General features: G+C 42.9%; 10 protein-coding genes. 9 read left to right on the top strand and 1 reads right to left on the bottom strand.

What is annotated here, in order from left to right:
• Positions 1-23 precede the first annotated feature (23 nt).
• The 9 genes from AC50YO_RS08455 (at position 24) to AC50YO_RS08415 (ending at position 24,184) form a co-directional block, all read left to right on the top strand.
• Positions 24-3,215 carry an amino acid adenylation domain-containing protein gene (locus tag AC50YO_RS08455; protein ID WP_494845934.1) on the top strand — a complete coding sequence of 1,064 codons (3,192 nt, stop codon included), beginning with the start codon at positions 24-26 and terminating at the stop codon, positions 3,213-3,215.
• 27 nt (positions 3,216-3,242) lie between these two features.
• Positions 3,243-6,995 (top strand): SDR family NAD(P)-dependent oxidoreductase, encoded by a 3,753-nt coding sequence (locus AC50YO_RS08450; RefSeq protein WP_494845931.1) that lies wholly within the window; start codon positions 3,243-3,245, stop codon positions 6,993-6,995.
• Positions 6,996-6,999: 4 nt separating this feature from the next.
• Positions 7,000-7,689 carry a polysaccharide deacetylase family protein gene (locus AC50YO_RS08445; protein ID WP_494845929.1) on the top strand — a complete coding sequence of 230 codons (690 nt, stop codon included), beginning with the start codon at positions 7,000-7,002 and terminating at the stop codon, positions 7,687-7,689.
• The gene (locus AC50YO_RS08440; RefSeq protein ID WP_494846433.1) at positions 7,650-8,405 is read left to right on the top strand and encodes a thioesterase II family protein; all 756 of its coding nucleotides are present in this window, start codon (positions 7,650-7,652) and stop codon (positions 8,403-8,405) included. Before AC50YO_RS08445 ends, AC50YO_RS08440 begins: the two co-directional genes overlap by 40 nt.
• A 230-nt stretch (positions 8,406-8,635) precedes the next feature.
• Positions 8,636-13,678 (top strand): S8 family serine peptidase, encoded by a 5,043-nt coding sequence (locus AC50YO_RS08435; protein WP_494845924.1) that lies wholly within the window; start codon positions 8,636-8,638, stop codon positions 13,676-13,678.
• Between the two features lie 17 nt (positions 13,679-13,695).
• Positions 13,696-14,505 carry an imm11 family protein gene (locus tag AC50YO_RS08430; protein WP_494845920.1) on the top strand — a complete coding sequence of 270 codons (810 nt, stop codon included), beginning with the start codon at positions 13,696-13,698 and terminating at the stop codon, positions 14,503-14,505.
• A 39-nt stretch (positions 14,506-14,544) separates the two neighbouring features.
• Entirely contained in the window at positions 14,545-22,902 is an 8,358-nt protein-coding gene (locus AC50YO_RS08425) for an RCC1 domain-containing protein (RefSeq protein ID WP_494845915.1), read from the top strand.
• A gap of 183 nt (positions 22,903-23,085) precedes the next feature.
• A complete protein-coding gene (locus tag AC50YO_RS08420) occupies positions 23,086-23,733 on the top strand; it encodes a suppressor of fused domain protein (protein ID WP_494845912.1) in 648 nt (215 codons plus the stop codon).
• Positions 23,734-23,914: 181 nt separating this feature from the next.
• A complete protein-coding gene (locus AC50YO_RS08415; RefSeq protein ID WP_494845909.1) occupies positions 23,915-24,184 on the top strand; it encodes a hypothetical protein in 270 nt (89 codons plus the stop codon).
• A gap of 156 nt (positions 24,185-24,340) precedes the next feature.
• On the opposite strand, the gene AC50YO_RS08410 is transcribed toward AC50YO_RS08415, so the two are convergent.
• Positions 24,341-25,024: a class I SAM-dependent methyltransferase gene (locus AC50YO_RS08410; RefSeq protein WP_494845903.1), complete on the bottom strand. Its 684-nt coding sequence runs from the start codon at positions 25,022-25,024 to the stop codon at positions 24,341-24,343.
• Between the last annotated feature and the right edge of the window lie 39 nt (positions 25,025-25,063).

Raw genomic sequence — 25,063 nt, 5'->3', positions numbered from 1 at the left:
GCCATTCCTAGAGGGGGAATATCATGAACGGTTCGACAAGGAGCTTGGCAGACAAATACGGCTCCATTCGGGATATGTTTGAGCATCAAGCGCGCAAAAGCCCGAAAACAAGAGCAGTTATTGCCGATGGGCAAACCTTAACCTATGAGGATCTTGATTATTTATCTGATCACATCGCGGATTCGCTCGTTGCACATGGGGCTGGTCCTGATCAAGTCGTTGTCTTAATGACAGGACGCGGAGTTTCAATGATTGCAGGTATTATGGCGATTCTGAAGTCTTCTGCCGCTTACCTTCCTTTGGATCCGGATATGCCTCTGGAGAGGGTCGACTATATCATTAACGATTGTGCTTCAGTCGTTATTTTATGCGAGGAACGATTCTTGAGTCGTTTCCCAGGGCGGCAGGTGATCAACCTGACACCCTACCTCCAAGGCAAGCAACAGCGCGCAGAGCAGCCGCTTTCATTAGGAAGCAGGAGTGAGTCCCATCATCTGGCTTATGTGCTATATACCTCGGGAACGACGGGCGATCCGAAAGGGGTCATGATCGAGCATCGCAACGTACTGAATTTGATGGAAGGGCTTGAGCGGCATTTTTACAAAGAGCTTCTTCAAGAGACCGCCTCTAGCGAAGAGACTGAGCCGCTGCGAATAGCGCTCGTCGCCCCTTATTATTTTGATGCTTCCGTACAACAAATATTTGGGGCCCTGTTATTTGGGCATACGCTTTATATCGTTCCAGAAGAAGTGAGGAAGGATGGCAAAGCGCTTTGGGCTTACTTCGAGCTGCATCGAATTGATGTGAGTGATGGAACACCGGCTCATATTCGGATGTTAGCATACGCCTCCCGGGCCAAAGGAATCATTCCTAGACAATTTCTAATTGGCGGCGAGGAGCTTGCGTATAAAGCGGTCACTGATTTCTACGAGTCCCTTCAGCCATTATCGACGAAAATATTTAATGTATATGGTCCTACGGAATGCTGTGTGGACAGTACGATTTTTCCTATAGATCCATTAGAGACAGGCTTGAACGGAATCGTCCCAATCGGCAAACCCCTATACAAGCAAGAAGCTCTTATTGCAGATGAGAACGATAATTGGATTGTTGATGAGGGTGTTGGCGAGCTGCTGATTGGCGGAGGCTGTGTCGGGCGTGGTTATTTGAATCGTCCGGATTTGACGGCAGCGCGGTTCATCTCCGCAGAGAATGGGCAGGTTTTGTACCGAACAGGAGACATCGTAAAACGATTGCCTACGGGAGATCTGTATTATATGGGACGCAATGATGATCAGGTAAAGCTTCGCGGCTACCGTATTGAGCTCGGAGAGATCAAATCGAAGCTGTTGCAGTGCGAGTCCATCATCGAAGCTGAGATTGTCTGTATGGGTGAATCCGATAATGACAAAGCGATATGCGCTTATTATGTTAGCGAGTCTTTGATAGATGCGAATGTGCTCCTTCAAAAACTTGCTCAATTGCTCCCTAGCTATATGATTCCTTCCCATTTCATTGCGCTGGAGAGATTCCCATTAACCTCTAACGGCAAGGTTGACCGCAAGCTGCTGCCCTTGCCGAAGCTTGCGGAAGGTGAGGATCTGGTGAATGATCCCAATGCCACATCGACAGAGATCAGCCTGTCTAGAGTATGGAAAGAGATTCTCGGCATTCGCAGCGTCCAGAGGAGCAGCCGGTTCTTTGAACTTGGAGGGCACTCGTTAAGCGCCAATATGCTGCTGGCGTATATCGAGAAGGAGTTCCAAAAGGAGCTGTCCCTTGTCGACATCTTCGAGAATGATGAGCTTTGCCAGCTGGCAGCTCTTATCGATTCGTTCGAGCGAGCCGAAGAGGGGAGCGGTATCCTCCCTGTAGCCAAGCAGGATACCTATCCCTTGTCGAGAGCACAGAAATGGGTGCATATCTACAGCAGCATGAATCCGAGCGGACTGGACTGGAATATGCCGGCTGTATTCCTGCTGGAAGGAGAGCTTGATATTCCTCGGCTGGAGCAGGCGATTAGGGCTCTTATTGCTCGCCACGAAATTATGCGAACAAGCTTTGAATGGAGCAAGGGAGAAGGGGTCCAGCGCGTTCACGATACGGCGGACTTCCATCTGACCTACAGCGAGATTGCCGAGGACGAGCTGTCTCAAGCAATCAAGCGGTTTATACGTCCGTTCGATCTAAGCGAAGCTCCTTTAATTCGTGGGGAAATTGTGCGTATTCATGCTTTCAAACACGCACTGATGATGGATATTCATCACCTTGTATTTGATGGCGCTTCGATTCAGATTTTTATGGAAGAGCTTCGCCAGCACTATGAAGGCGCGTCTTTGGCATTGCCGACTGCTCACTATAAAGATTATTCAGAATGGCAGGCTGCGAGACTTTCCGAGGCTAGAATAAGACAGCTGGAGCAGTTCTGGGATGATTGTTTTGCTGAGGGCGTACCCGTTCTGACTATTCCTGCCGATTATTCGAGGCCGGATAAGCTTAGCGGGAAGGGACAGGAGATTCTATTCGAGCTGAATGAGGCGGATACGCAAAAGCTGGAAGCGATGGCGGCACAGCTTGGCGCTACACTCTATATGATTCTTCTCGCTAACTGGAATGTGCTGCTCTGGAACTACACGGGAAATAAACGAATCGTTGTCGGGACATTATCCAGTGGGCGGCATACAGCAGAGGTTCAAGCTATGATCGGGATGTTCGCTACGACCGTACCGATTCTGAATGCCATTGATGGGAATAAGTCGTTTTCCTCATTTGTGAAGGACACGGGCTATCGTATTATGCGAGCTGTTGCACATGATGATTTTCCTGAGGATCGAATGGACGAGCTGCTGCGTACGAGAAAAGCGGATGCGGGAACGTCTACGCTATTTCAGACGATGTTTAATTTCTTAAGCTTTGAGGATCAGCATTTGCGTCTGCCCGGAATCGTTGTAACACCGCTTGATCTGCACCTGCCAATCGCACAATGTGACCTTATTATTGAGGCGTCCAAGCAAGAGGGGCAGATTCGCTTCCGTTTGCTGTTCAGCACGGATTTATTTGTAGAATCGACGATTCAAAGGTTCATAGACGATTATTTGTCTTTATTGATGGAGTGGATAGAAAACCCGCACAGCTGCATACGAGATGTGGAACCTCCCTCTTTGCGTGTAGATCAGTTAGATGAAGTAGCGGCAATGATCGACTTTTCTTTTTAACGTAAATAAGGGAGGATAACTTGGACCATGACCAATCAGATGACCCGCAATATGATTATCAACAGCGGCAAGCTCGATAAGGATAAGGAATATTGGCAAGAGCAATTGAAGGGCGAGTTCGCTTATGCGATGCTTCAGCCGGATCGTTTGTTGCCATCAGAGGATAGTGCGGTGGCAAAGGAGTATGCCGTACAATTACCCGAGCTACTGAGCACACGAATAGGAGCAATCGGGAATGGCTCTCCGCATGCGGTTTACATTATTTTATTAAGCGGGATTGCGTATTTGCTGCAGCGTGAGATGAAGGGTACAGATTTTGCAGTCGGCATGCCTATTTTTCGTATGCAGAAGGAAGGGACGCTCCAACTGAATCAGGTTGTCTCCCTCAGGGCGGCTGAACAGCCTGCAATCACGTTCAAGGAATGGCTTGGCAAGATGCGGCAGATCGTGTCGGAGGCGAGCCTGCATCAGAATTATCCGATTGATTTAATTGCCAAAGAGCTGCAGCTATTATCGAACGAAGCCGGAATTCCATATATGCATACGTATGTGTATTTGCAGCAGATTCATCAAGCAGATGTTTTGAAGGACATTCCGTATGAAAAGGTTTTTGGCTTTGATCTGAATGCGGAGCATATCGCATTGACCGTCTCTTACAAAGGTTCTTTTTATGAAGAGGCAACGATAGCCAGCTTTGTGGATCGACTGGTGTCTTTTCTGTCCGAGGTGCTCTCCAATCCTGAGCTGAGGCTTGATGATCCGCGATTCGAGCGATTGGGAGCAACGAGCAGCATATCTGAGGAAGCTTACTATATTCATAGAGGCCAGCGGATTCCAAGAGTTAAGGTAGAAGAACTGCTGCATTCTTACTCCTCTATAGAGAAGGCGGCTTTGATTGCTGTCCCAGACGGGCAAGGGGGCGTAGCACCCATTATTTGCTGTGAAGGCAAGGCTTCGGACAAGCAGCAGCTCATCGCTCAGCTTGATCAGACGCTTCTTCACGCCCTGATGCCCATTCAGCTGCTGTTCGTCGAGAATATTCCATGCAATCCAAGCGGTCATATAGATGAGCAGGCCTTGCTTGAACTGGCGATCCATTCCGTAGGAGGGCATACCCATCCGCTTCTTCGCAGATATATGGAGCAAACAGAGGAAAAATGGGTTGTTGAATCGGACATATCGCTTGATACAGATTGGCTGCTGTATGAGCATCCGATTGCCGGGCAGGCCGTCATACCAACTGCGGCATACGTTGATTTGGCGGCATTCGTGGGCAAGCTGTTCCTGCAAGCTGATCGTATAGAGCTCAGAAACATAGAGTTTCTCAAGCCATTGATCGTTCAGGCAAATGCGAGAAAAACAGTGCGTACAACCGTTCAGAGAGTTCAGGGTGAGGTGCATCTTACAGTAGAGAGCTATGATGCCGGAAGCAGGCAGGCGGAGCGGGATGTACATGCTACAGCGATTCTCGATCGGTTGAAGGGCGAGAGCTCAAGCGAGCCTTTGAGTCTGGGAGCGTTGCGGGAAGCTTGCTCCAAAGATGTGCTGAAGCTTCATCCGGGTGAGCCGTATCCTGCGACGGCGGGGTTCGGTCCACGCTGGCAAGGTGTAAGAGAATATGGTCTAGGGGAGCAGGAGGCACTGATTCGGATCGAATTGGATGAGAGGTATCAAGCCGATCTGGATGTCCATACTCTTCATCCGGCACTGCTGGATCTCGCTACTCTGTCTGTAGTGAAGGATGGGTTTCTCTATCTCCCGTTCTATTACAAGAGAGTACAAGTATTCCAAACGATACCGGCTGTATGTTACAGTCACATGGTTCAGAAGGCTGATGCGGATGAAAATAATAGTTTCTTATTTTACGATATCACGTTAATAGATGAAGCCGGGCAAATGATTGCCAAGATTGAGGATTTGATGGTGCGTCGTATTCGGGATGCCTACTCGGCTATGCAGGCTTTATCCGGTCATCAAAGCTTCTATCAACATATCGTGTGGCAGCAGGCTGATCTGCCTTTGGAAGCAGAAGGGCAAGTGAGCACGGGAGCCATATTAGTAATTACCCGGCATGAGGCGACTGCTAGTGCAAGAATTAACGCTTGGAAGCAGAGGGGCGTGCAGGTTGTCCTAGCTGTTATGGGTGAGCAATCTGAGCAAAATAGTAACGGGGTTTATTACATTAATGATCAGGCAGAGGCTGCCAGATGGCTTCTCCAGCAATTGGAGAACATTAAAATCGAGCATATCGTATTGGATATCGCCAGCATGATTACTCCTGATGACGCAAGTGATGCAGAGAAGGAACTGACTTATAGTATCAACTCATGCTTTGCCTTTTTGCAGGCGTGGGATTATTATTTGCAGAACAACTCTTTGAATATCGTCATAATTGCTAACAGGTCTTACGAAGTGGATGGCAGCGAGCTTGAGCTATATGCGCATAATGCCTCTTTATTAGGCCTCGGCAGGGTGCTGTCGGAGGAGTGGCCCTATCTCAGAACAAGCGGCATTGATATAGATGATTCGGTAAGTGCAGAGCAATTGCTCAATCATATTGTTACGCCAAGCAACCACGGGTACTTATCTGCCTATCGTCAAGGAAGACGCTATGTAGAAACGATGGATAAGCTGGTCCTCCCATCTAAGGCGGAAACGGTCACGTTGCAATCAAACGGCTTATACCTGATAACAGGGGGAACGGGCGGACTTGGTCTGGAGCTGGCAAAGTGGTTGTCCAGTAAAGGAACAGTGACAATAGCTTTATTGAATCGGTCGGCATTCCCTGACCGCTCGCAGTGGCAAGGGCTCGTAGAAGCCAATGATTCGAAATGGACGGATAAGATTAAGCAGATCCAAGAGATTGAAGCTGCCGGCTCTACGGTTGTGACTAAAGCTGCTGACGTGTCTAATAAGAGTCAGCTAGCATCCGCTCTGGAGGAATTAAGAGAGCAGCATGGTTCTATCTATGGTGTTATCCATGCTGCTGGCGTAGCAGGCGATGGCTTTATTGCAAAGAAGGATAAGGCAACCTTTCATTCCGTTATTCGTCCCAAGATTGTTGGAAGCTATTACTTGGACCAATATACTTCTAATGACCCGCTGCAATTTTTTGTCCTGTTCTCTTCGATTATTACGCTAGCTGGGTCAGCCGGACAAGGCGACTATACGGCGGCGAACAGTTATTTGGATGCGCTCACTGCTGTAAGAGCTAGAAGAGGGAAGGAATCTATAACGATTAATTGGGCCGGATGGAAAGAAACGGGGATGGCAGCGCAATATGGCGTTAATGAGGATGGCTTCTTCAAAACGATTGCTACCCGTGATGCCCTTCAGGCTCTGGATTTGTTCATTCAAACCCCTCTACATCGAGTGATCATTGGTCAGCTGAACTATGAGCATGGTTGGGTAGACGCTATTGACCAATTACCTATTCAATTCGCTCCTGCCGTGCTGGAGGAGCTGCAATTAATGACGATGAAGGCGACTGGCATCAAGCAAGCCGCTGCAACGAAAGCAGATGAGGAGAGCGTCTGCGGTATTCAGACCGATGCGGAGAATGAGCTGGAGCGGAGCTTGGCAATCATTTGGGGAGAAGTGCTGGGACTAACTGAAATTAAGATCAACGATGATTTTGTAGACTTAGGCGGACATTCTCTTAATGCGATCACCTTAGTGAAACGAATTCATACAAGCAGCAATATTGAGATTTCATTGATGGATGTATTCAAATATTCTACCGTAAAAGAATTAGCAGAATACATTCGCAAAAAAGCCTGAAGAGGTGATAGATTTGCTGAATGATGATAAAAGACATTTCTATTATTTTGATGTTATTTGCGATGTAGATACCGAAGAGAGGGTCATTGCGCTAACCTTTGATGATGGACCTCATCCCGTATTTACGCCGAAAATTTTAACCGTTCTGCGTGAGCATGAAGCAAAGGCTACTTTTTTTGTATCTAATCTGGAGGTTTCTTGTTGCGAGCTAGCGCAGCAAATGGTTGCCGAAGGACATGAGATTGGCAATCATACGTATTCTCATGCGGACTTATCCATTCTTAGTGATGAAGAGGTCAGGTCCGAAATTATGCAAGCAAGATGGGCAATTGATCAGACATTAGGCATTCACTCGACCTCTTTCCGGCCACCCTATGGTTATTTGAGCAATAACGCCCTTAACATCATCGAGGAGTGCGGATATCAACCGATTCTATGGTCATGGGGCAAGGGTTGGACCTTGGATACGAAGGATTGGAGCCTGCCGGGCGTAGATCAAATTGTACGCTGTGTCCTTGATCATGCAGCACCCGGACGCATTGTATTAATGCATGACAGCATTGAAGGCATGAAGGAGGGTCGGCAGCAGACGGTGGATGCCTTGTCGATCTTTCTGCCAAAGCTGATTGAACAAGGGTATAGGATGGTGACGGTATCAGAAATGCTGGCACTCAAAAAGGAGGTTGTCTTATAACACCGCTCAAGCTGTTCTGTATTCCTTATGCAGGAGCATCGGCCTACTATTATTATAAATGGAAAAGCTTGCTGCCTGATACGATTCAATGCCATCCGCTTGAGCTCGCCGGTCGAGGCAAGCGGATGGCGGTTCCGCAATATTCATCTATCACCGAAGGAGTAGAGGATCTCTGCCAGATGCTTTTGGAGCAGCTAGATGAGGGGCCTTATGCTATATTCGGTCACAGCATGGGCTGCCTGCTTGCTTATGAGCTCTATCATTTGTTGCAAGAAAGGGGAGCGCCTCTTCCTATAAGTTTATTCCTATCGGGACGTTCAGCGCCGCAGATTAGACGTCAGGGATTGCCGATTCATTCGTTGAATGATGATGCATTCATTGACAAGGTCGTCTCCTACGGTGCGATCTCTGAGGAATTGCTGCGGAGCGAGACGATAAGAGAAATCTATATCCCTATTTTGCGCAATGACTTCAAGATTGTGGATGAACATGAGCATAAGGACAAGTCACGTCTAATTGCATGCCCTACCCATATATTTAATGGGGTAGATGATCATAGCGTACAAGGCGGCATTCAAGATTGGACTATCCATGTGAGCGGTAGCTGTACTTATACGGACATGGATGGCGGCCATTTCTTTTTTCATAACCGAGAGCAGGACCTTGTCCAGCTTATTGTAGAAAAAACATTTGAAAGCCAGCAGCTGATAAAATAAATGCCAGATAGGGAAGAGGTGAAGCCAAGGGCTTCACCTCTTCCCTTTTACATTAAAAATATTGAAATAATAATTTGCTTAAATATACAATTATTCGTTTATAATCCTTGTTTAAATATGTATTAAGAACTATATTTAAATCAATTAAATATATAATCCAATTTCAATTCAGAAAGGATGAAAAGGAAATATCAAGGTTTTTGTGCGGGGGAAATTATCGTTATTAACTAATGGAGGTATTGGTTTTGTACATTAAAAAAATTGTTGTTTTATTGGTTCTGCTTTCTTTACTATTACCTAATAATCTTCAATACGTAGCTTCTTCTCCAAGCACAACTATGGGTGCTAATGTTGGTGAAGAAGATCAAGAATTAGAAGTATATGATTTATCAGACCAAGTAGACTCTATATTATCCGTCGTTGAATCGACTTATGGATTGCCGACAGAACGATATATCGTTCGTCTTAAGACGAATCAATATAAATCTCAAACCATTTCCGATTCTTTCTATGAAAGCATGCGAGAGAGTGCGATTGAAGGAGTGGCACAGCTTAATCTGATTAATTCGATTGCTGTCGAGTTAACGGCATCTCAAGTAGAAGATTTGAAGGCGCAAGCTTTGGTAGAGTCTATTGAAATTGATCATCCAATTAGTACATCTAGTAATTCACAACAGCAAGTAAATGAAAATATCATTAATTCAAATGTACAGCAAGTTCCATGGGGAATATATTCAACTGGCGCCTATACAGTTAATGCTAGCACTAGTAATAGCGGAAACAAGGTGCCTATAGCTGTCCTCGATACAGGTATTGCGGAGCACTCTGAGCTAACTATTCAGGGCGGGGCATCATTCGTTGAATCAAGTGGAAGCTATAATGATGACAATGGGCATGGTACTCAAATAGCTGGTACTATAGCAGCCTCTGATGATGTAAAAGGAATTGTGGGAATTACCAATAATGTTAATTTGTATTCTGTTAAAGTGATGGACAGTCATGGTAGAGGGTATACCAGCTCGGTGATACAAGGTATAGAATGGGCTATTAATGAAGGCGTAAAAATAATTAATTTGAGCTTTGTAGGTTCTGATTATAGTAAAGCTTTGGAGGAAGCGATCCAGAAAGCAGAAGAGAATGGGATTCTTATCGTAGCAGCAGCGGGTAATATTGGAAAAGGCGAGAATAAGATTCAATACCCTGCATTATATGAAGAGGTTTTAGCAGTTGGATCTGTTAATTCTTCCTACAAGAGATCCACATTCTCGAGTACGGGATCTGAGCTAGATTTGGTAGCGCCAGGAACTAATATCTTAACTACGGCTAAACATGGTGGCTATAGTGTTACATCTGGAACCTCGATTGCAGCGGCACATGTGAGTGGAGCTGCGGCTTTAATATGGTCCAGACAACCACAATTAACCTTGAATGAAATGAAAAGTTTATTAACTAGCTCTTCAACTTATTTGGGTGATGCGAACGAGTATGGCTCTGGATTAATAAATGTGGCGAAGGCTTTGAATATAACCACAGAGGCCATTCCGCCTCTGACAGATGAAGAAGAAATTGCAGATAAGAACATCTGGATTCCATCAGGTGATGGGGATATTAGTATTGCTTCATACGACCAGACTGGTAATGGACAAGTTATTATGGCAGGCGAATCTGCGGAGGTATCAGTCAAGCTAAATGGGGATCTCAACGGGAATAATATTCATGAAAGAATTGAAATCGTTGTATATCCATCGAATGATCCATCTAATATTATTGCTTCTCAGATTATCCAGAATCCAGTGTTGGATCAAACTATTCGCTATGTATGGAATACAACCAAAAATACTACACCGGGTACTTATATCATTAAATATAAATATCCTGCGAGACCAACTGGCGTAGACGATGATATATTTACCGTTTATGTGGAAGGACTGGGGCATCCTGCACCTGGGGATTTAAGAGTCAATCCTTCAGCCAACAGCATTAAATTAAGCTGGTCTCCACCTCTGAATGCTGTTTCATATACAGTTTTGTTGAATGGAGTTAACGTCGGTACAACAACAGAAACGACCTATATTTTCAATAATTTAGAACCGCTTACGGAGTATAGACTGGCTGTAGCGGCTCACTACGCAGATGGCGGCATAAGTCCTTATGCTGAAATCACTGCAACGACAGTCATACAGGAGCTTATCGTCTATGCTTCTATTAATGTGAGTCAACAATCATCAAAGCAATTATTTGTATTTAAGCCAGCGACTGATGGCATCTATCGAATTTTCACAAGCCAAAACCAAGGCACAGGTCTTTCAAGTGATACGAAGCTGACCGTTTATTCGGATCGCAACCTCACACAGATAGTCGCAAGTAATGATGACTACAACGGAACGGCTTATTCCGAGATTAAACAAAGCTTTACTGGTGGAGAAACTTATTATGTGACGTTGTCATCATTCGGAGACGAATCATTGGAAGCGAGCATAATGGCAGAAGTCATTAAATCAAGTATACCTTACATTCAGTTAAATCAACCAGTTGATGTATCTGAGAGCAATAAGGATAGTAATGTGTATGTATTTGTTCCGACGGACGATGAGCAGTTTATTGTTTCTACGAATTTTTACGCGGGCAATCCGAATAATAGAGAGAATGATACCCAATTATCCATCTATAGCGATATCAACCTGAGAAATCTCGTATCTGGCGGATACAATGATGATTCTGCTACTTCTGTATTCTCCGAGATTTCTATTGCGTTGGAAAAAGGCAAGCCTTATTTTATCAAAATACATGGTTTTGATAATAGCAAGGTATATGCCCGCCTATTAGTCTCGGTTAAGCAACAGACTGCAATAGTTATTAATAACCGTACTCCAGAGGATATATCCATGCCGCCAGGAATAAAGGGCCTGCTCAAATTTACGCCTAGCCAGACAGGGATGTACAGGCTCTTCACTTCTGCTTCGCCACTCAGTATAGGAGGAAGTCAGGATACCGAAATTGCGCTTTATTCTAATCAATCCTTGAGCAATTTGCTGGCTTCCAATGATGATGTGCAGGGAAGTAAACCATACGGGGTATTATACTCCAAGCTTGAATACCGTCTAGAAGCGGGAACTGCGTATTACATTGTGGTAAAGAATACCTTGTCATCGGAAGAACTGAATACTAGATTTACGATAGAGGATAGTTTTAACGGTTCCAAGGAGAGGGCGCAAGCAGTTAACTGGGGCGATTTCGTTGAATCAGATCCCTATAATAATAATCTAATGATAACATCCTTGTATGATGTGGATTATTTTGTGTTGAATTTAGCTGAAAACAAACAAGTTAATATTAATGTTGGTACTGCTTCTGGAGTGATAGAAACGGAAGACGGTACGCCGTATGGTTATTTTAGCGACAAAGGCAGTTCCATCTTTGATCTGCCTGCAGGAAAGTATTATATAAAAGTTCAAAATGATATTCTAGGTAGAACAAAGCATTTGGAATACTCTCTCTTCAATCAGTACGAGTATTATGCTGGCTTCTATATTAATGAAATCTTATATAGCAGCGAGCCAGAAAATACATCTCTGAGACGCGTGGCGAATATGAGTACCAAATCATTTGATGCAACACCTGGCGCAAATGGTAAAGCTACTTGGTCTTATGAGAACAAAAATATTAATGATACAAAGTTCATAGTTGAAGTCTTTGCGGATGACATATCTGACAGCTCTGTTTATGCAACTGAAATTAATATTCAGAACAAATGGATTCCTATTACCTGGTTCGGTCAAATAACACAGAACAGGGATGTCTACGCCAACAGAGCCTATCATAATAACCAATATAAGTATTATGCAAAAAACGGTAACTACATAGTTATTGTATATCCAAAAGGAAAGAAGAAATATTCAGTTTCCTACAGGGTTATGGTCTCGAATAATCCAGAACTCGAATATAACTGGATACCAATTGCTCCAAAAAGAGATAATGATAAAACTCTGATCACTAGTAAAAATTCAAAAGGGTGTCAAGCGTGCTGGAATTACTATATAACTTATATTCGAGACATTAATGAACCACCTAGTTATGACAAGTGGCGAGGTTCGATGTATGGTCTTAGTGGGTTGGAGAAATTTTGGCATAGTGCCAGCAATCAGGTTTACGACCCTAATAAATCTATTATAGAAAATATACATCAATCTTTTAGTAATATAGGTTTCATTCCAATATTAGGAGCTCCAGCTGATGGTCTGAATGGTGTCCTATACCTATTTAAAGGTGATTATCAGAACTCGCTCATTTCATTCGCTTCTATGATTCCTTATGTAGAAGTAGCTGCAAATGCCAAGAAAATAGCTGGACTAAGGAAGTTTACTAGATCAACTGGAGGTGCAGTATGTAATTGCTTTGCTGAAGGAACGGTTGTTGTAACCGAGGATGGCAATAAAAAAATAGAAGAGATTGAAATTGGAGATTTAGTTTTATCTAAAAATGATGAGACTGGTGAGATCGCCTATAAACCGGTCGTATATAAGTTTACTAAAGAGGTCCAAGAGTTATACGTAATAAAGGCGAATGGTCAAGAAATTTTCACGACAGATAACCATCCGTTCTGGATATACGGTGAAGGGTGGTTAACAGCTAGTGAATTGCGTGAGGGCGATCTATTAGAGACAAAAGAGTCTACCCTATTACCTATTGATTATATTGAGATAAGGCAACAACAGGCGACTGTATACAATATGACTGTCGATGAATATCACACTTATTTCGCAACAGAGTTAAGTATATATACACATAACTTGGTATGTAATCTAAAAGAATATAATGGCGGAGATTTGAGTATAATACCGGCAGCAATTAAAGGATCTCCTAGTAAGATATTAGGACAATCATTAGTAGAGGCTGGAATAAAGGAGCCACCATTGGAAAATGGAGTTACTGGTTGGGCTGCGCATCATATTGTGGCTGCAACAGCAAAAGCAAGACAATCAGCGATAGATGCAAGAAAAATATTAAAAAAATTGCACATTGATGTAAACTCTGCTGCAAATGGAGTATGGTTACCTATGAAGAAAGGCGAAAATACGGTTGAATTTATAGATAATGATACTTTACTTATTTGGAAGGCATCCACTCATAATGGCGGTCATTCTTATAACTATTATGATTATGTACTACAAATGATTGCACCTGTAAAACATAGTGAAAAAATGGTTAAAGAACAATTATATAAAATTCGGGAGGATCTTCTGAGTGGGAAGATGATAATAGGTAAATTATAATTTAAGGAGATGAGAATATGAAAATATGGCAACTAGTTTCCGATATTAAAAGTCCGATAATTACTTTAAATGACAGCAATATAGACGGCGAAATAACATATTTCAATGGTATTCCCCGTTTGAATTGGGAAACGGTTAAAGTAAGTATAGTAAAAAAAGGAGAGTACGATAATTTCTTCAACTTATTAACAGGAGTACCTGTGTTCTCGAAAAAAGCAGTTGATTTATTAAAACCTCATATTGAAAATTCCGTCCAGTTTCTACCACTCAGTGATGACGGAGGCAACGAACTTTATGCTGTGAATGTAATTAATGTGCTTGAATGTATTGACTATCATCGTTCTGAATTCTCATTAATTTTAAATGAATATTTTGGAGGGTTTAATACTAGATATTTTCATAAAGAAAAAGTCGAGAATCAATTAATTTTTAAAATTCGCGAAGAAGTAAATGTTAGTGTCTATGTGACAGATCATTTCAAGAAAATTATATCTGATGCGAATATTAAAGGTTTGGCCTTTAATGAGGTCTGGGATTCTGAATTAGATACAGAAATTGATCAAGAAATACTAGTAAAATACGATAACTTTATTAAGACAATTGAACTAAATAAAGGTATTGAATTTAACTGGACAGAAGCTATTTCTTTAGTGGAATCTGGGAAAGCAGTTGCGAGCGGACGATGGAAAATTCAAAAAGATTCAGAAGGTTTTATCTACTTAGGCATTCCATCTAAAGATCTCTCCTACATGTGGCTTGCACCTTACTATTATCCACCTGTTTTATTTGATTTGTTGTGGCATGAAGTTGAACGATCAGATATTTAAACATACCGCATCACTAGCTCACATTCGGAGGTTAGTATATTGAAGAAGTTAATTCTTATATTTATGTCTTGTTTAATGGTTATTGTTCCAAATCAACTATGGGCGGCTTCTGATACGGAGCCGCCAGTTACCTCCATCACTATTAATGGTCATCTGGGGGCTAATGGAATCTACTACGGGGCAGTGCAAATCCTATTAAATAGTTCTGATAATAGCAGCGGGGTCTCTAGTACCCATTATAGTTTTAATGGAGGGGCTAGTTGGAGCACTTACTCAGAAGCGATCACTTTGACGGAGAGTAAAGCCTATACGATAACTTATCGCTCAATCGATAATAGTGGAAATGTTGAGCCTGCTAAAACCAAAAAGTTTAGTGTAAAACCGGATAATGCAGCGCCAGATACTTCTATCCATATTCAAGGAGAGAAAGGCCAGAATAATTACTATATTGGCACGATAACGGTACAATTTACAGCGGTCGATTATCAGTCTGGAATTGAGTATACGGAATATAGTATAGATGGAGCAAAAACCTGGATTAAGTATACAGCACCATTCACAATAACGGAGCCGGCTGGAAATGTTATTCATTATCGTTCGAAGGATAAGGCTGGTAATATTGAAAAAACTAAAAAAACCAAAATTAATGTGGATACTATCCCACCAGAGAGTCCATCTCTTATATTTGATCCTCATGGTTGGACGAATACAGAAGTAACCGTAACAATCGCCAATGCCATAGATGAGCAAAGTGGTATTAAAAAGACACAATACCGTATGGACGAGAATGCTCCTTGGTTGGACTATACACATCCATTCGTGGTGAACAGCCCGAATCAAAAAGTGTATGCTCGTGCTATTGATTATGCGGGAAATGTTAGTGAGATTGTAGAGGATACTGTGCAAATTGATAAGACACTCCCTACATCTCCCTTAATTATTACAGAATATGACGAATGGCTTACTGAGAATGAAGAAGGTATTACGCAATATGAGGGCTGGTTTACTGAAGAAGTTACTTTCGAATTGTCTGGCGGAGCGGATGGGGATAGCTCGGTTAGACGGTTGGAATTTAAGATCAATGATGGCGCATGGGACGACTACATGGGACCAGAAATGATTGAGGAAGAAGGAAGACATGATATTTATGCAAGAACGATAGATTGGGCGGGGAATGCTAGTGCTGCAGTACAGAGGCACATCAAGTACGACGGTACTGCTCCTATGCCTCCTACGACATTCTTCGTGTCTGATTTGAAGCACAATAAGCTGACCCTGTCTTGGTCGGGTGCGACTGATAAACTAGGTGTCGTTGGCTATGATGTGTATAAAGATGGCGTTAGAATCGGAAAAACTACGGAAGAGACATATTACTTCGGCAACCTTAGACCGAATACCACCTATGCTTTTCAAATAGTTGCTTATGATGAGGCAGAAAATTATTCTGTAAAAAGTGATGTCTATTATGTAGAGACACTATCTGAATCAGATTTTATTTATGGGAATTCTAGTGTGTATTTGCAGCCAGATGGCCATGTTCTAACATGGGGAAATAATTTCTGGGGACAGTTAGGAGACGGAACGACTACAAATCGAAACAATCCAGAATTAGTTGAAAATATTAAAGATGTAGCAAAAATTTATAAAACGAGCGAGACGGTAGTTACTCTTAAAAAAGATGGTACTGTTTGGGGATGGGGAGGTATTCCTTTTAATAGTAAAACACCCCTTCAGATATCTGCTTTGACGGATGTATCTAAACTCTACGTTGAGGAAGGTCATATTTATGCAATTAAGAAGGACGGGACGGTTTGGAACATAAAGCCTGTCGATCGTGAGACAAGTCCCTCTGCGACTCGCATTACTCAATTAAATGGTATAACTGCGTTAGCTCTGGGCCCTGGAGGGCATTCTTTAGCACTTCAAAACGATGGAACGATATGGGCTTGGGGGTTAAACACACACGGTCAGCTAGGAATTGGAGTTAAAGGCGGGCAGTATGATACCCCAGTTAAAGTGCAGAGTACCAGCTCTTATACCAAAATAGCCGTTGGACGTTTCCATAGTGTTGCCCTAACAACTACAGGTGAGGTTCATGCTTGGGGTTCTGATAGCTCGGGAGAGCTCGGGAATGGCACTAGACCAATAGAAGACTTAGAGCCATATGCATTGAGTCCAAGCCTATTCAGATATAACTATGATGATACGGTGAAGAATGTGATCGATATTGCCGCATCAGAGTACAATACGTATGCTTTGACCAGCAGTGGAGCGATGTGGTCTGCTGGACAAAATAATAGTGGACAGTTAGGAATAAATTCAGATGCTACACATTCGCAATTTGCCAAACTTGTCGCTCTGCCTAATGTAAGGGAAATATATGCAAGTCATCGCTCCAGCTTATATAAATATGCAATGGCTATTACCAATGATGCTTCTGTCTGGGCATGGGGAAATAATGTGGGCGGATTATTAGGAGTAGGAGATCAAGAAAATAAAAAGGCTCCTGTGAAAGTAATACTCCCACGTATGCAATATTTGAATATAACGGAAGATAGTTATATAACAGCAAAAGCAGAGGATGAATCCTTCTGGTATTGGGGATATGGTATTGCTGGTCCAGTGCAGCTAGATCTAATACCGCCTAGCAAGCCAGATCAATTAGTTATCGGAGAAATTAAGGATACGTCCATTGAACTAACATGGTCACCATCGGTTGATAATGTTGCCGTAGCACAATATGAGATTTATTCGGATGGGAAACTAGCTGGTACATCTACTACGACTAGTTATGTAATAACCAATCTGAAGCCTAATACAGAGTATACGTTTAAAGTAAGAGCCATAGACAGGATGGGGAATAAATCAGCATTTAGCGATAGTATAATAACCGCAACAAGTGAAGATAAAGAGCCTCCAAGTAAGCCACTTCATTTGGCAGCGACACAGGTGACCGAGTCTTCGGTTGAGCTGGAATGGAGCCCTTCCGTAGATAATAAAGGTATTGATTATTATGAAATTTATATCAATGATAAAGTAACTGCTACTTCCAAAGATCCACATTATTCTCTTTCTGATCTAATAACAGGAACGAAGTATGTGGTTAAAGTAGCGGCAGTTGATCTATCAGGAAACATTTCAGAGTTTAGTGATCCTATTGAAATAGTAACAGAGGGTAATGGTGTTGTAGAGTCTACTGTGATATCATCGCCAGGTTCTTCGCATTCCTTCTTTCTAAAGAAAGATGGAACAGTGTGGGGCTGGGGGGCCAATGCTTCAGGTCAGCTAGGAGATGGCACTATAACGCATAAGACAACGTCTGTTGCTGTAGATGGTTTAAGCAATGTAATAAGCGTATCAAGTGGATGGCATCATAGCTTAGCGCTGAAAAGTGATGGCACGGTTTGGTCATGGGGCTTAAATAGCAAAGGTCAGCTGGGAGATAATAGCAGGACTCAGCGTACTACACCTATACAAGTACCAGGATTAACGAGGATTGTAGCAATAGCAGCAGGTGGATTTTCTAGTTATGCTCTAGCAGAAGACGGTACCGTATGGTCATGGGGAGAAAATAATTCATATCAACTGGGAGATGGAACAACTGTAGAGCGATTACAGCCTGTTCAGATATCTATTAGTGGAGTGAGTAAAATTGCGGCCGGACCGTCACATGTGATGGTTATTAAAAAAGATGGAACAGTATGGGGTTGGGGAAACAATAATAATGGTCAATTAGGCAATGGCACGCAGGAAATTGCTGTTGCTCCGGTTCAAACTAAAAATATTGTAGATATAAAGGAAATAGCAGTTGGGCATAGTCATACAATGGCTATGAGGCAGGACGGAACGCTTTGGTCATGGGGGCTCAATGGTTCTGGACAACTGGGACTAGGAACGTATGCTACGCAGTTGACTCCTGTAGCTGTAAACGGGTTAACAGACGTAATTGCAGTCAGTGCTGGAGATAAGCATAGCTTAGCGTTGAAAAAGGATGGAAGCGTATGGTCCTGGGGCTATAATTGGTACGGACAATTGGGGACTGGTACGCAAAGTCCAAGTCCTACGCCAGTTAAAGTGATCGGCGTAACGAATGCTATTCAAGTAGCAGCTGGATCAAGTCATAGCCTGTTTTTGAAGGAAGACGGGAATATAGTTTCAGTAGGTCTTAATAATATGGGACAATTAGGAGACGGAACAATAACTGATAGGTATACACAGGTGCAGGTACAGGAAAACAAGGCACCTGTTGTAAACTTGAAGTACCCGTTGGGGACAGAGGCATCCCCTGCATCTAGCAATGTATTAAGGCCAGCACTAACCTGGTCACAGGAAGATGCTGCTCTGAGTAATTTGACCCGCTATCAAGTGCAAGTATTAGATGCATCAAGTACGATTATCGTAGACTCAGGTGAAATTGTAGAGCCAACAACAGCCTCTACAGGTAGCTGGACGGTGAATGAGGATCTATCGGCTAATCAAACTTATCAAGTGAGGGTGCGGGTAAAAGATGAGCACATTTGGTCAGAATGGTCAGTTTCTGGATGGTTGACAATAGGAACAGAGCAAGAAGACCAGCCCATTATCTCAACTACGAATTTGCATAACTTAAAAATAAAGAACGACGGGACAGTCTTGGCATGGGGATCGAATAACTACGGTCAATTAGGAGACGGTACCGTAGCCAATAAGACCAAGCCTGTTCAAGTATTGGGTTTAAACGATGCAATAGCAGTATCTAGCGGGTGGAATCATAGCTTAGCTTTAAAGAGTGATGGGACGGTGTGGTCATGGGGCTTCAACTCTAATGGTCAATTAGGGGATAATAGCAAAACGCAGAGCACAACTCCGATACAAGTATCAGGGCTAACAGGAATCATAGCAATAGCAGCGAATGGTACTTCTAGTTATGCTTTGGCGGAAAATGGAACAATATGGTCATGGGGGGGTAATAGTTATTACCAACTGGGAGATGGAACGGCTATAGATCGATTGCGTCCAATCCAAATTCCTATTACTGGGGCAAGTGTTATTGCCGCTGGGCCTACACATGTGTTAGTTATAAAAACAGATGGAACGCTTTGGGGCTGGGGACGAAATAATAATGGCCAATTAGGCAATGGCACGCAGGACATTGCTATTAATCCGGTACAAATTAAAAATATAGAGGGAGTAAAAGCAATAGCAACAGGTAGTGGTCATACTGTGGCCTTGAAAAATGATGGAACGGTCTGGTCTTGGGGACTTAATGAGAGAGGACAACTTGGCTTAGGATCAATGACTGCGCAACCTCAACTAACGCCTGTGGCTATAAATGGATTAGTTGACGTAATTGCGGTTAGTGTAGGAGATAAGCATAGCTTAGCGCTGAAGAAGGACGGGAGTGCCTGGGCGTGGGGTTATAATTGGTACGGTCAGCTTGGAATTGGCAATCAAAATACAAGTGCTGCGCCAGTCCGAGTAGTTGGCATAACAGATGTTATCCAAGTGGCCACGGGATCGAATCATAGTTTATTCTTGAAAAATGATGATACCACATGGGCAACAGGTCTTAATGTTGTGGGTCAACTGGGGGATGGAACAGTAACTGATAAGAACACTCTGGTGCAAGTACAGGAACAGCTACAGGAGAACATTAAGCGAGTTGTGAAACTAAGTTACCCATTGGGAACGGAAACAGCTCCTTCAACAAACAGAGTATTACAGCCAGTGATAACCTGGTTACAGACCTGGTCACATGATGATACCATACAAGGGAAATGGACTAGCTTCCAAGTACAAGTATTCCAAGCAGAAAGTACTGTAATAGTAGATTCAGGTGAGGTTATAGAACCATCACTAACTTCTATAGGTAGTTGGAAAGTTAATAAGGAATTAACTGATAATGAGACATATAAAGTTAGGGTGCGAGTAAAAGAGGGGAATACTTGGTCAGAATGGTCGAGTCCGGGTTGGATAAAGATAGAAGGCAGTAGAGAGATCACACCTTCAATTTCAAGTTTTGGAACGCATAATCTTATGATTAAGAATGATGAAACCGTGTGGTCATGGGGCTACAATGGTTACGGCCAATTAGGAGACGGGAGTACAAGTAATAAAACAACAGCGGTTCAGGTTCTAGGTTTTGAAGACGCAACGGCTGTAGCGAGTGGATTGAATCATAGTTTAGCCTTGAAGAGTGACGGAACCGTGTGGTCATGGGGCTTGAACACGAAGGGGCAGCTAGGAGATAACAGTAGGACGCAGCGAACTACTCCCGTACAAGTATTAGGGCTTTCGGGTATTAAAGCGATAGCAGCGGGTGCGTATTCTAGTTATGCCTTAGCAGAAGATGGGACCGTCTGGTCCTGGGGCGATAATAGCTCCTATCAATTAGGAGATGGAACGGTCGTAGAGCGACTACAGCCTATTCGCCTTTCCATCAGTGGAGTAAGTACAATTAAGGCAGGGGTATCTCATGTATTGATAGTAAAAACAGATGGAACAGTCTGGGGATGGGGAGGCAATAACTACGGACAATTAGGGACCGGAAATACACAAATCGCCGCTACCGCTGTACAAGCTAAAAATATAGAGGGAGTAAAGGCAATAGCAACTGGTAGTGGTCACACCTTGGCTTTGAAGAGTGACGGAACGGTCTGGTCCTGGGGAGACAATGGGACGGGACAATTAGGAATAGGAACTATCAACACACAACTAACACCGACTGTTATAAATGGATTAACAGGCATAATGGCGGTTAGTGTAGGAGATAGGCACAGCTCTGTAGTGAAGAATGATGGCAGTGTGTGGTCATGGGGCTACAATGGTTACGGACAATTAGGAAATGGCACACAGATTGCAAGCACTACGCCAGTCAAAGCAATAGGAATAACAGATGCTATTCAAGTTGCTTCTGGAGCTAATCATGTTCTAACTCTGAGGGCAGATAACACCATATGGGCCTCGGGCTTAAATGGATCAGGTCAATTGGGAGACGGAACGAACATTAATAGGAATGTACAGGTCCAAGTACAGGATAATAAAGCTCCTATCGTGAAATTAAAGTCTCCCTTAGGGACTGAGACGAATCCGATAGTAACCAATGTCTTAAAGCCAATAGTAGCCTGGTCACAGGAAGATGCGGTATGGACTAATTATACCGGTTTCCAGGTGCAAGTATTAAGAGCAACGGGCTCTGTTATTGTAGATTCAGGAGAAATTATGGGATCGACAACAGTTTCTACAGGAAGCTGGACGGTGAGTAACCCACTGCCTGTGAATGAGACTTATCAAGTGAGAGTTCGAGTAAAGGATGAAAGTATCTGGTCAGAGTGGTCAAGTTCAGGCTGGATAACTATTGCAACCAGCACTGGCAATATTCTTGGTCTTTCAAGTAGCAATCACAGTTTAACATTCAAAAAAGATGGAACGGTTTGGGGATGGGGCAGTAATAGTGCTGGCCAATTAGGTGATGGTACTTTAATTAACAAGATAACGCCAGTTCAAGTTGTAGGTATTACCAATGTAATAGCAGTAGCAAGTGGAGCGAGTCATAGTCTAGCTCTGAAGAGTGATGGAACCGTATGGTCATGGGGAAATAACACTTTTGGTCAGCTGGGGGATAACAGTAAGACACAACGCACTACTCCTGTACAAGTGTCAGGACTTACGGGAGTTGTAGCGATAGAAACGGGTTCAAACTCCAGTTATGCCTTGAAAAAAGATGGAACCGTATGGTCATGGGGATTTAATGGTGCTTATCAATTAGGAGATGGAACATACGTTGACCAACAAAAGCCAGTCCAGGCCAAAATTAGTGGAGTACGTACGATGGAAGCAGGAGTATCGTATGTATTAGTCATAAAATCAGATGGAACGGTCTGGGGCTGGGGGAAAAATCAGAGTGGTGAATTAGGTACCGGCACAACAGGATATGCCATTACTCCTATACAAACAAAAAATTTAGTGGGAGTAAAGGCACTAGCCACAGGTAGTAGTCATACTCTAGCTTTGAAAGAAGATGGAACGGTTTGGGGTTGGGGCAGCAATGGAAATGGACAATTGGGGATAGGTTCTCTAATTGGGCCAAATACTCCAATTGTTTTAAGTGGATTGACTGACATAACTGCGATTAGTGCAGGAGGCTCCCATAGCATAGCAGTGAAAAGTGATGGAAGTGCATGGTCATGGGGCAGCAATCGTTTAGGCCAACTAGGAATCGGTTCGAATGTTCAGAGCAATATTCCTGTAAAAGTAGCTGGCTTAACGGATGTCTTGGCAATAGCTGCCGGTTACGAGCATAGCATGTTTCTGACGAAAAATGACACAATATGGGCCACAGGCGATAATACTATAGGGCAGCTAGGAGACGGAACAACGGTCCATAAAACATCAGTAGTACAAGTACAAATAAACTAGTCAATTACTTTAGAACGATATCCTTCTTGATTGTTATATCAAGAGGGATATCGTTTTTTTGAAGAGTAAAGAAAAATAACTGAAATTTAAGTGTAATAGAATGGAGAGTTCAAGATTCATGTATAATGGAGGAAATTAGGTTCTACTAGTATAGCAAGCATATTAATAATAAGGAGCGATAATATGTCCTATTCAACTGGAAATTATCAAAAAATTTATAATCATATTGAAAAGTACATCGGTGAAATTGAAGCTGTGTTTAAAGAGATTGTGTCAGATAATTTGTCTATTGATATTCTGAGCGTGGCTCCAACAGCTGAACGGAATTTTTATACTTTTATTACATGTGGGATGAGTGAGCTACCCATGACAGTACCAGACGGAGCAGAGGAATACCGTTTTGCTGAGCTAATGATCTGCCTGCCTTCTACATGGAAGGTTTCTAATGAGGCATTTCAGAGTGAGCGATATTACTGGCCGGTGAAGGCATTGAAAACATTGGCGAGATTCCCCCATGAACATAACACTTGGCTTTTTCTTGGTCACACCTTAGATAATGACAGTCCAGCCGTACCTTATAGTGAGGATACACAATTCCAAAGTATGCTTCTTTCCCTTCCGGACGTTGCTGATGAAATTAAAGTAGATTTCTTTAATCTAACAATTTCGGATGAAAGAGTTGTTCACTTCTTTACATTAGTTCCACTTTATAAGGAAGAAGTTGAGTATAAGCTGGAGCATGGGATGGAAGCCTTGTTTGAGAAACTGAATGAAATCGGTACAGATGATATCGTGAATCTTGCTCGGGAAAATGTTTGTAAACCGGTTTAGTAGCTAGTAAGTAGACGGAATGAAGTTACGGAAGTTTTTGACACGAGTCTTGTGCGAAGTAGTTAATAAGTAAGTAAATTGCAGTTGTACGAATTGTTACTATGTGCCTTGTAGCTTAGTCTGTTTCATAAATTCGAATGAGTATGACTATTGTTAAATCATATAGCTGAGGGGCGATAAGATGAGCAAGCGAGCAACGGGTATCGTGTTTATATGCATTGCTGCGTTTTTATATGGAGTGAGGTATTTGAGCGCTGCTATTTTTGGATCGAATGTGTCCTCTTGGGATAAGGATCTATTCCAAGAATTGCTGAAATACGTGGGTAATGGTCCACTAGTCCTCAGTATGATCGCGTTAGTTATTGGGTTTGTATATTTATTGTTCGCGGAGTTTGGTACGGACATGTCGATGAAAATCAAAGAAAACTGGAATGCAGTAGACAAGGATTAGCATTACAGGGCGGCGTTGTAACGGAAGACGGTAGAATGCTTTTAATGAATATAGCTCAGTCGCTAGATTGCTGCCATAATAAAAATCCATAAGTTCAAGCCATTCCTCATGCTATCTATAGCGTGAGGAATGGCTTGAACTTGTATAAACGTATCCCTATGGTTTGCGACCATACATAACTGCGAAGTTGAAATACTTGTACATGCAATCTACATCGGTGAATCCAATCTCTTGCAGCCAGTTCAACTGTACATCCAGAGGTGTCATTCGATCGAGCTTCGTTCTCTCGTAAGCCGAATGTATTGCGGCTCTGGATAAGCCGCTGGCTTCCACTTTGTTCTTCCAGTCCTGCTTGTAGAGGGAATCAACAAACGCAGTGTGACCCAGAACCTGATCAGCATTAATGAAGATACCATTCGGAGCAAGATTGGAATAAGTGTTGCGATACAGCTCTTGTTTGTCACGATCTGCGAGATGATGAATGGATAGGGATGATATAATGATGTCGAACCCCTCACGCTGCTCATAATTCGTATAGTCATCCAGCAGATAAGTGACATTGGGGAATTGCTGCAGTCTTTGCTTGGCGATAGCCAGCATGTTCTCCGAAAGGTCGATAAGCGTCACTCTGGCATCCGGATATTTCTGCAAGAGCAGGGACGAGAATAGCCCGGTCCCAGCACCTAAGTCGAGTACGCGCGGCGTGTTCGTAGGAGCATTTGCTAGAGAGACAGATAGATTGTAAAAGTCATCAAAGCAAGGGATCAGTTTTCTTCTTTGCTCATCATACACCTGTGCTGCTTCATCAAATTGGCTGCGAACCTCATGTCTATTATTCATGTAACTGACCTCCCGATAGCTAAGTTTATTTTCTTCATA

It is taken from the genome of Paenibacillus sp. J22P59 (assembly GCF_059383895.1).
The sequence above is the reverse complement of the archived record's forward strand: the minus strand, read 5'-3'. Positions and strand labels throughout refer to the sequence as shown.

What these genes read in the sequence shown, in the direction of transcription:
- AC50YO_RS08455 (WP_494845934.1), top strand. Translation starts at nt 24, where the DNA reads ATGAACGGTTCGACAAGGAGCTTGGCAGACAAATACGGCTCCATTCGG.
- AC50YO_RS08415 (WP_494845909.1), top strand. Translation starts at nt 23,915, where the DNA reads ATGAGCAAGCGAGCAACGGGTATCGTGTTTATATGCATTGCTGCGTTT.
- AC50YO_RS08420 (WP_494845912.1), top strand. Translation starts at nt 23,086, where the DNA reads ATGTCCTATTCAACTGGAAATTATCAAAAAATTTATAATCATATTGAA.
- AC50YO_RS08450 (WP_494845931.1), top strand. Translation starts at nt 3,243, where the DNA reads ATGACCAATCAGATGACCCGCAATATGATTATCAACAGCGGCAAGCTC.
- AC50YO_RS08410 (WP_494845903.1), bottom strand. Translation starts at nt 25,024, where the DNA reads ATGAATAATAGACATGAGGTTCGCAGCCAATTTGATGAAGCAGCACAG.
- AC50YO_RS08435 (WP_494845924.1), top strand. Translation starts at nt 8,636, where the DNA reads ATGGAGGTATTGGTTTTGTACATTAAAAAAATTGTTGTTTTATTGGTT.
- AC50YO_RS08430 (WP_494845920.1), top strand. Translation starts at nt 13,696, where the DNA reads ATGAAAATATGGCAACTAGTTTCCGATATTAAAAGTCCGATAATTACT.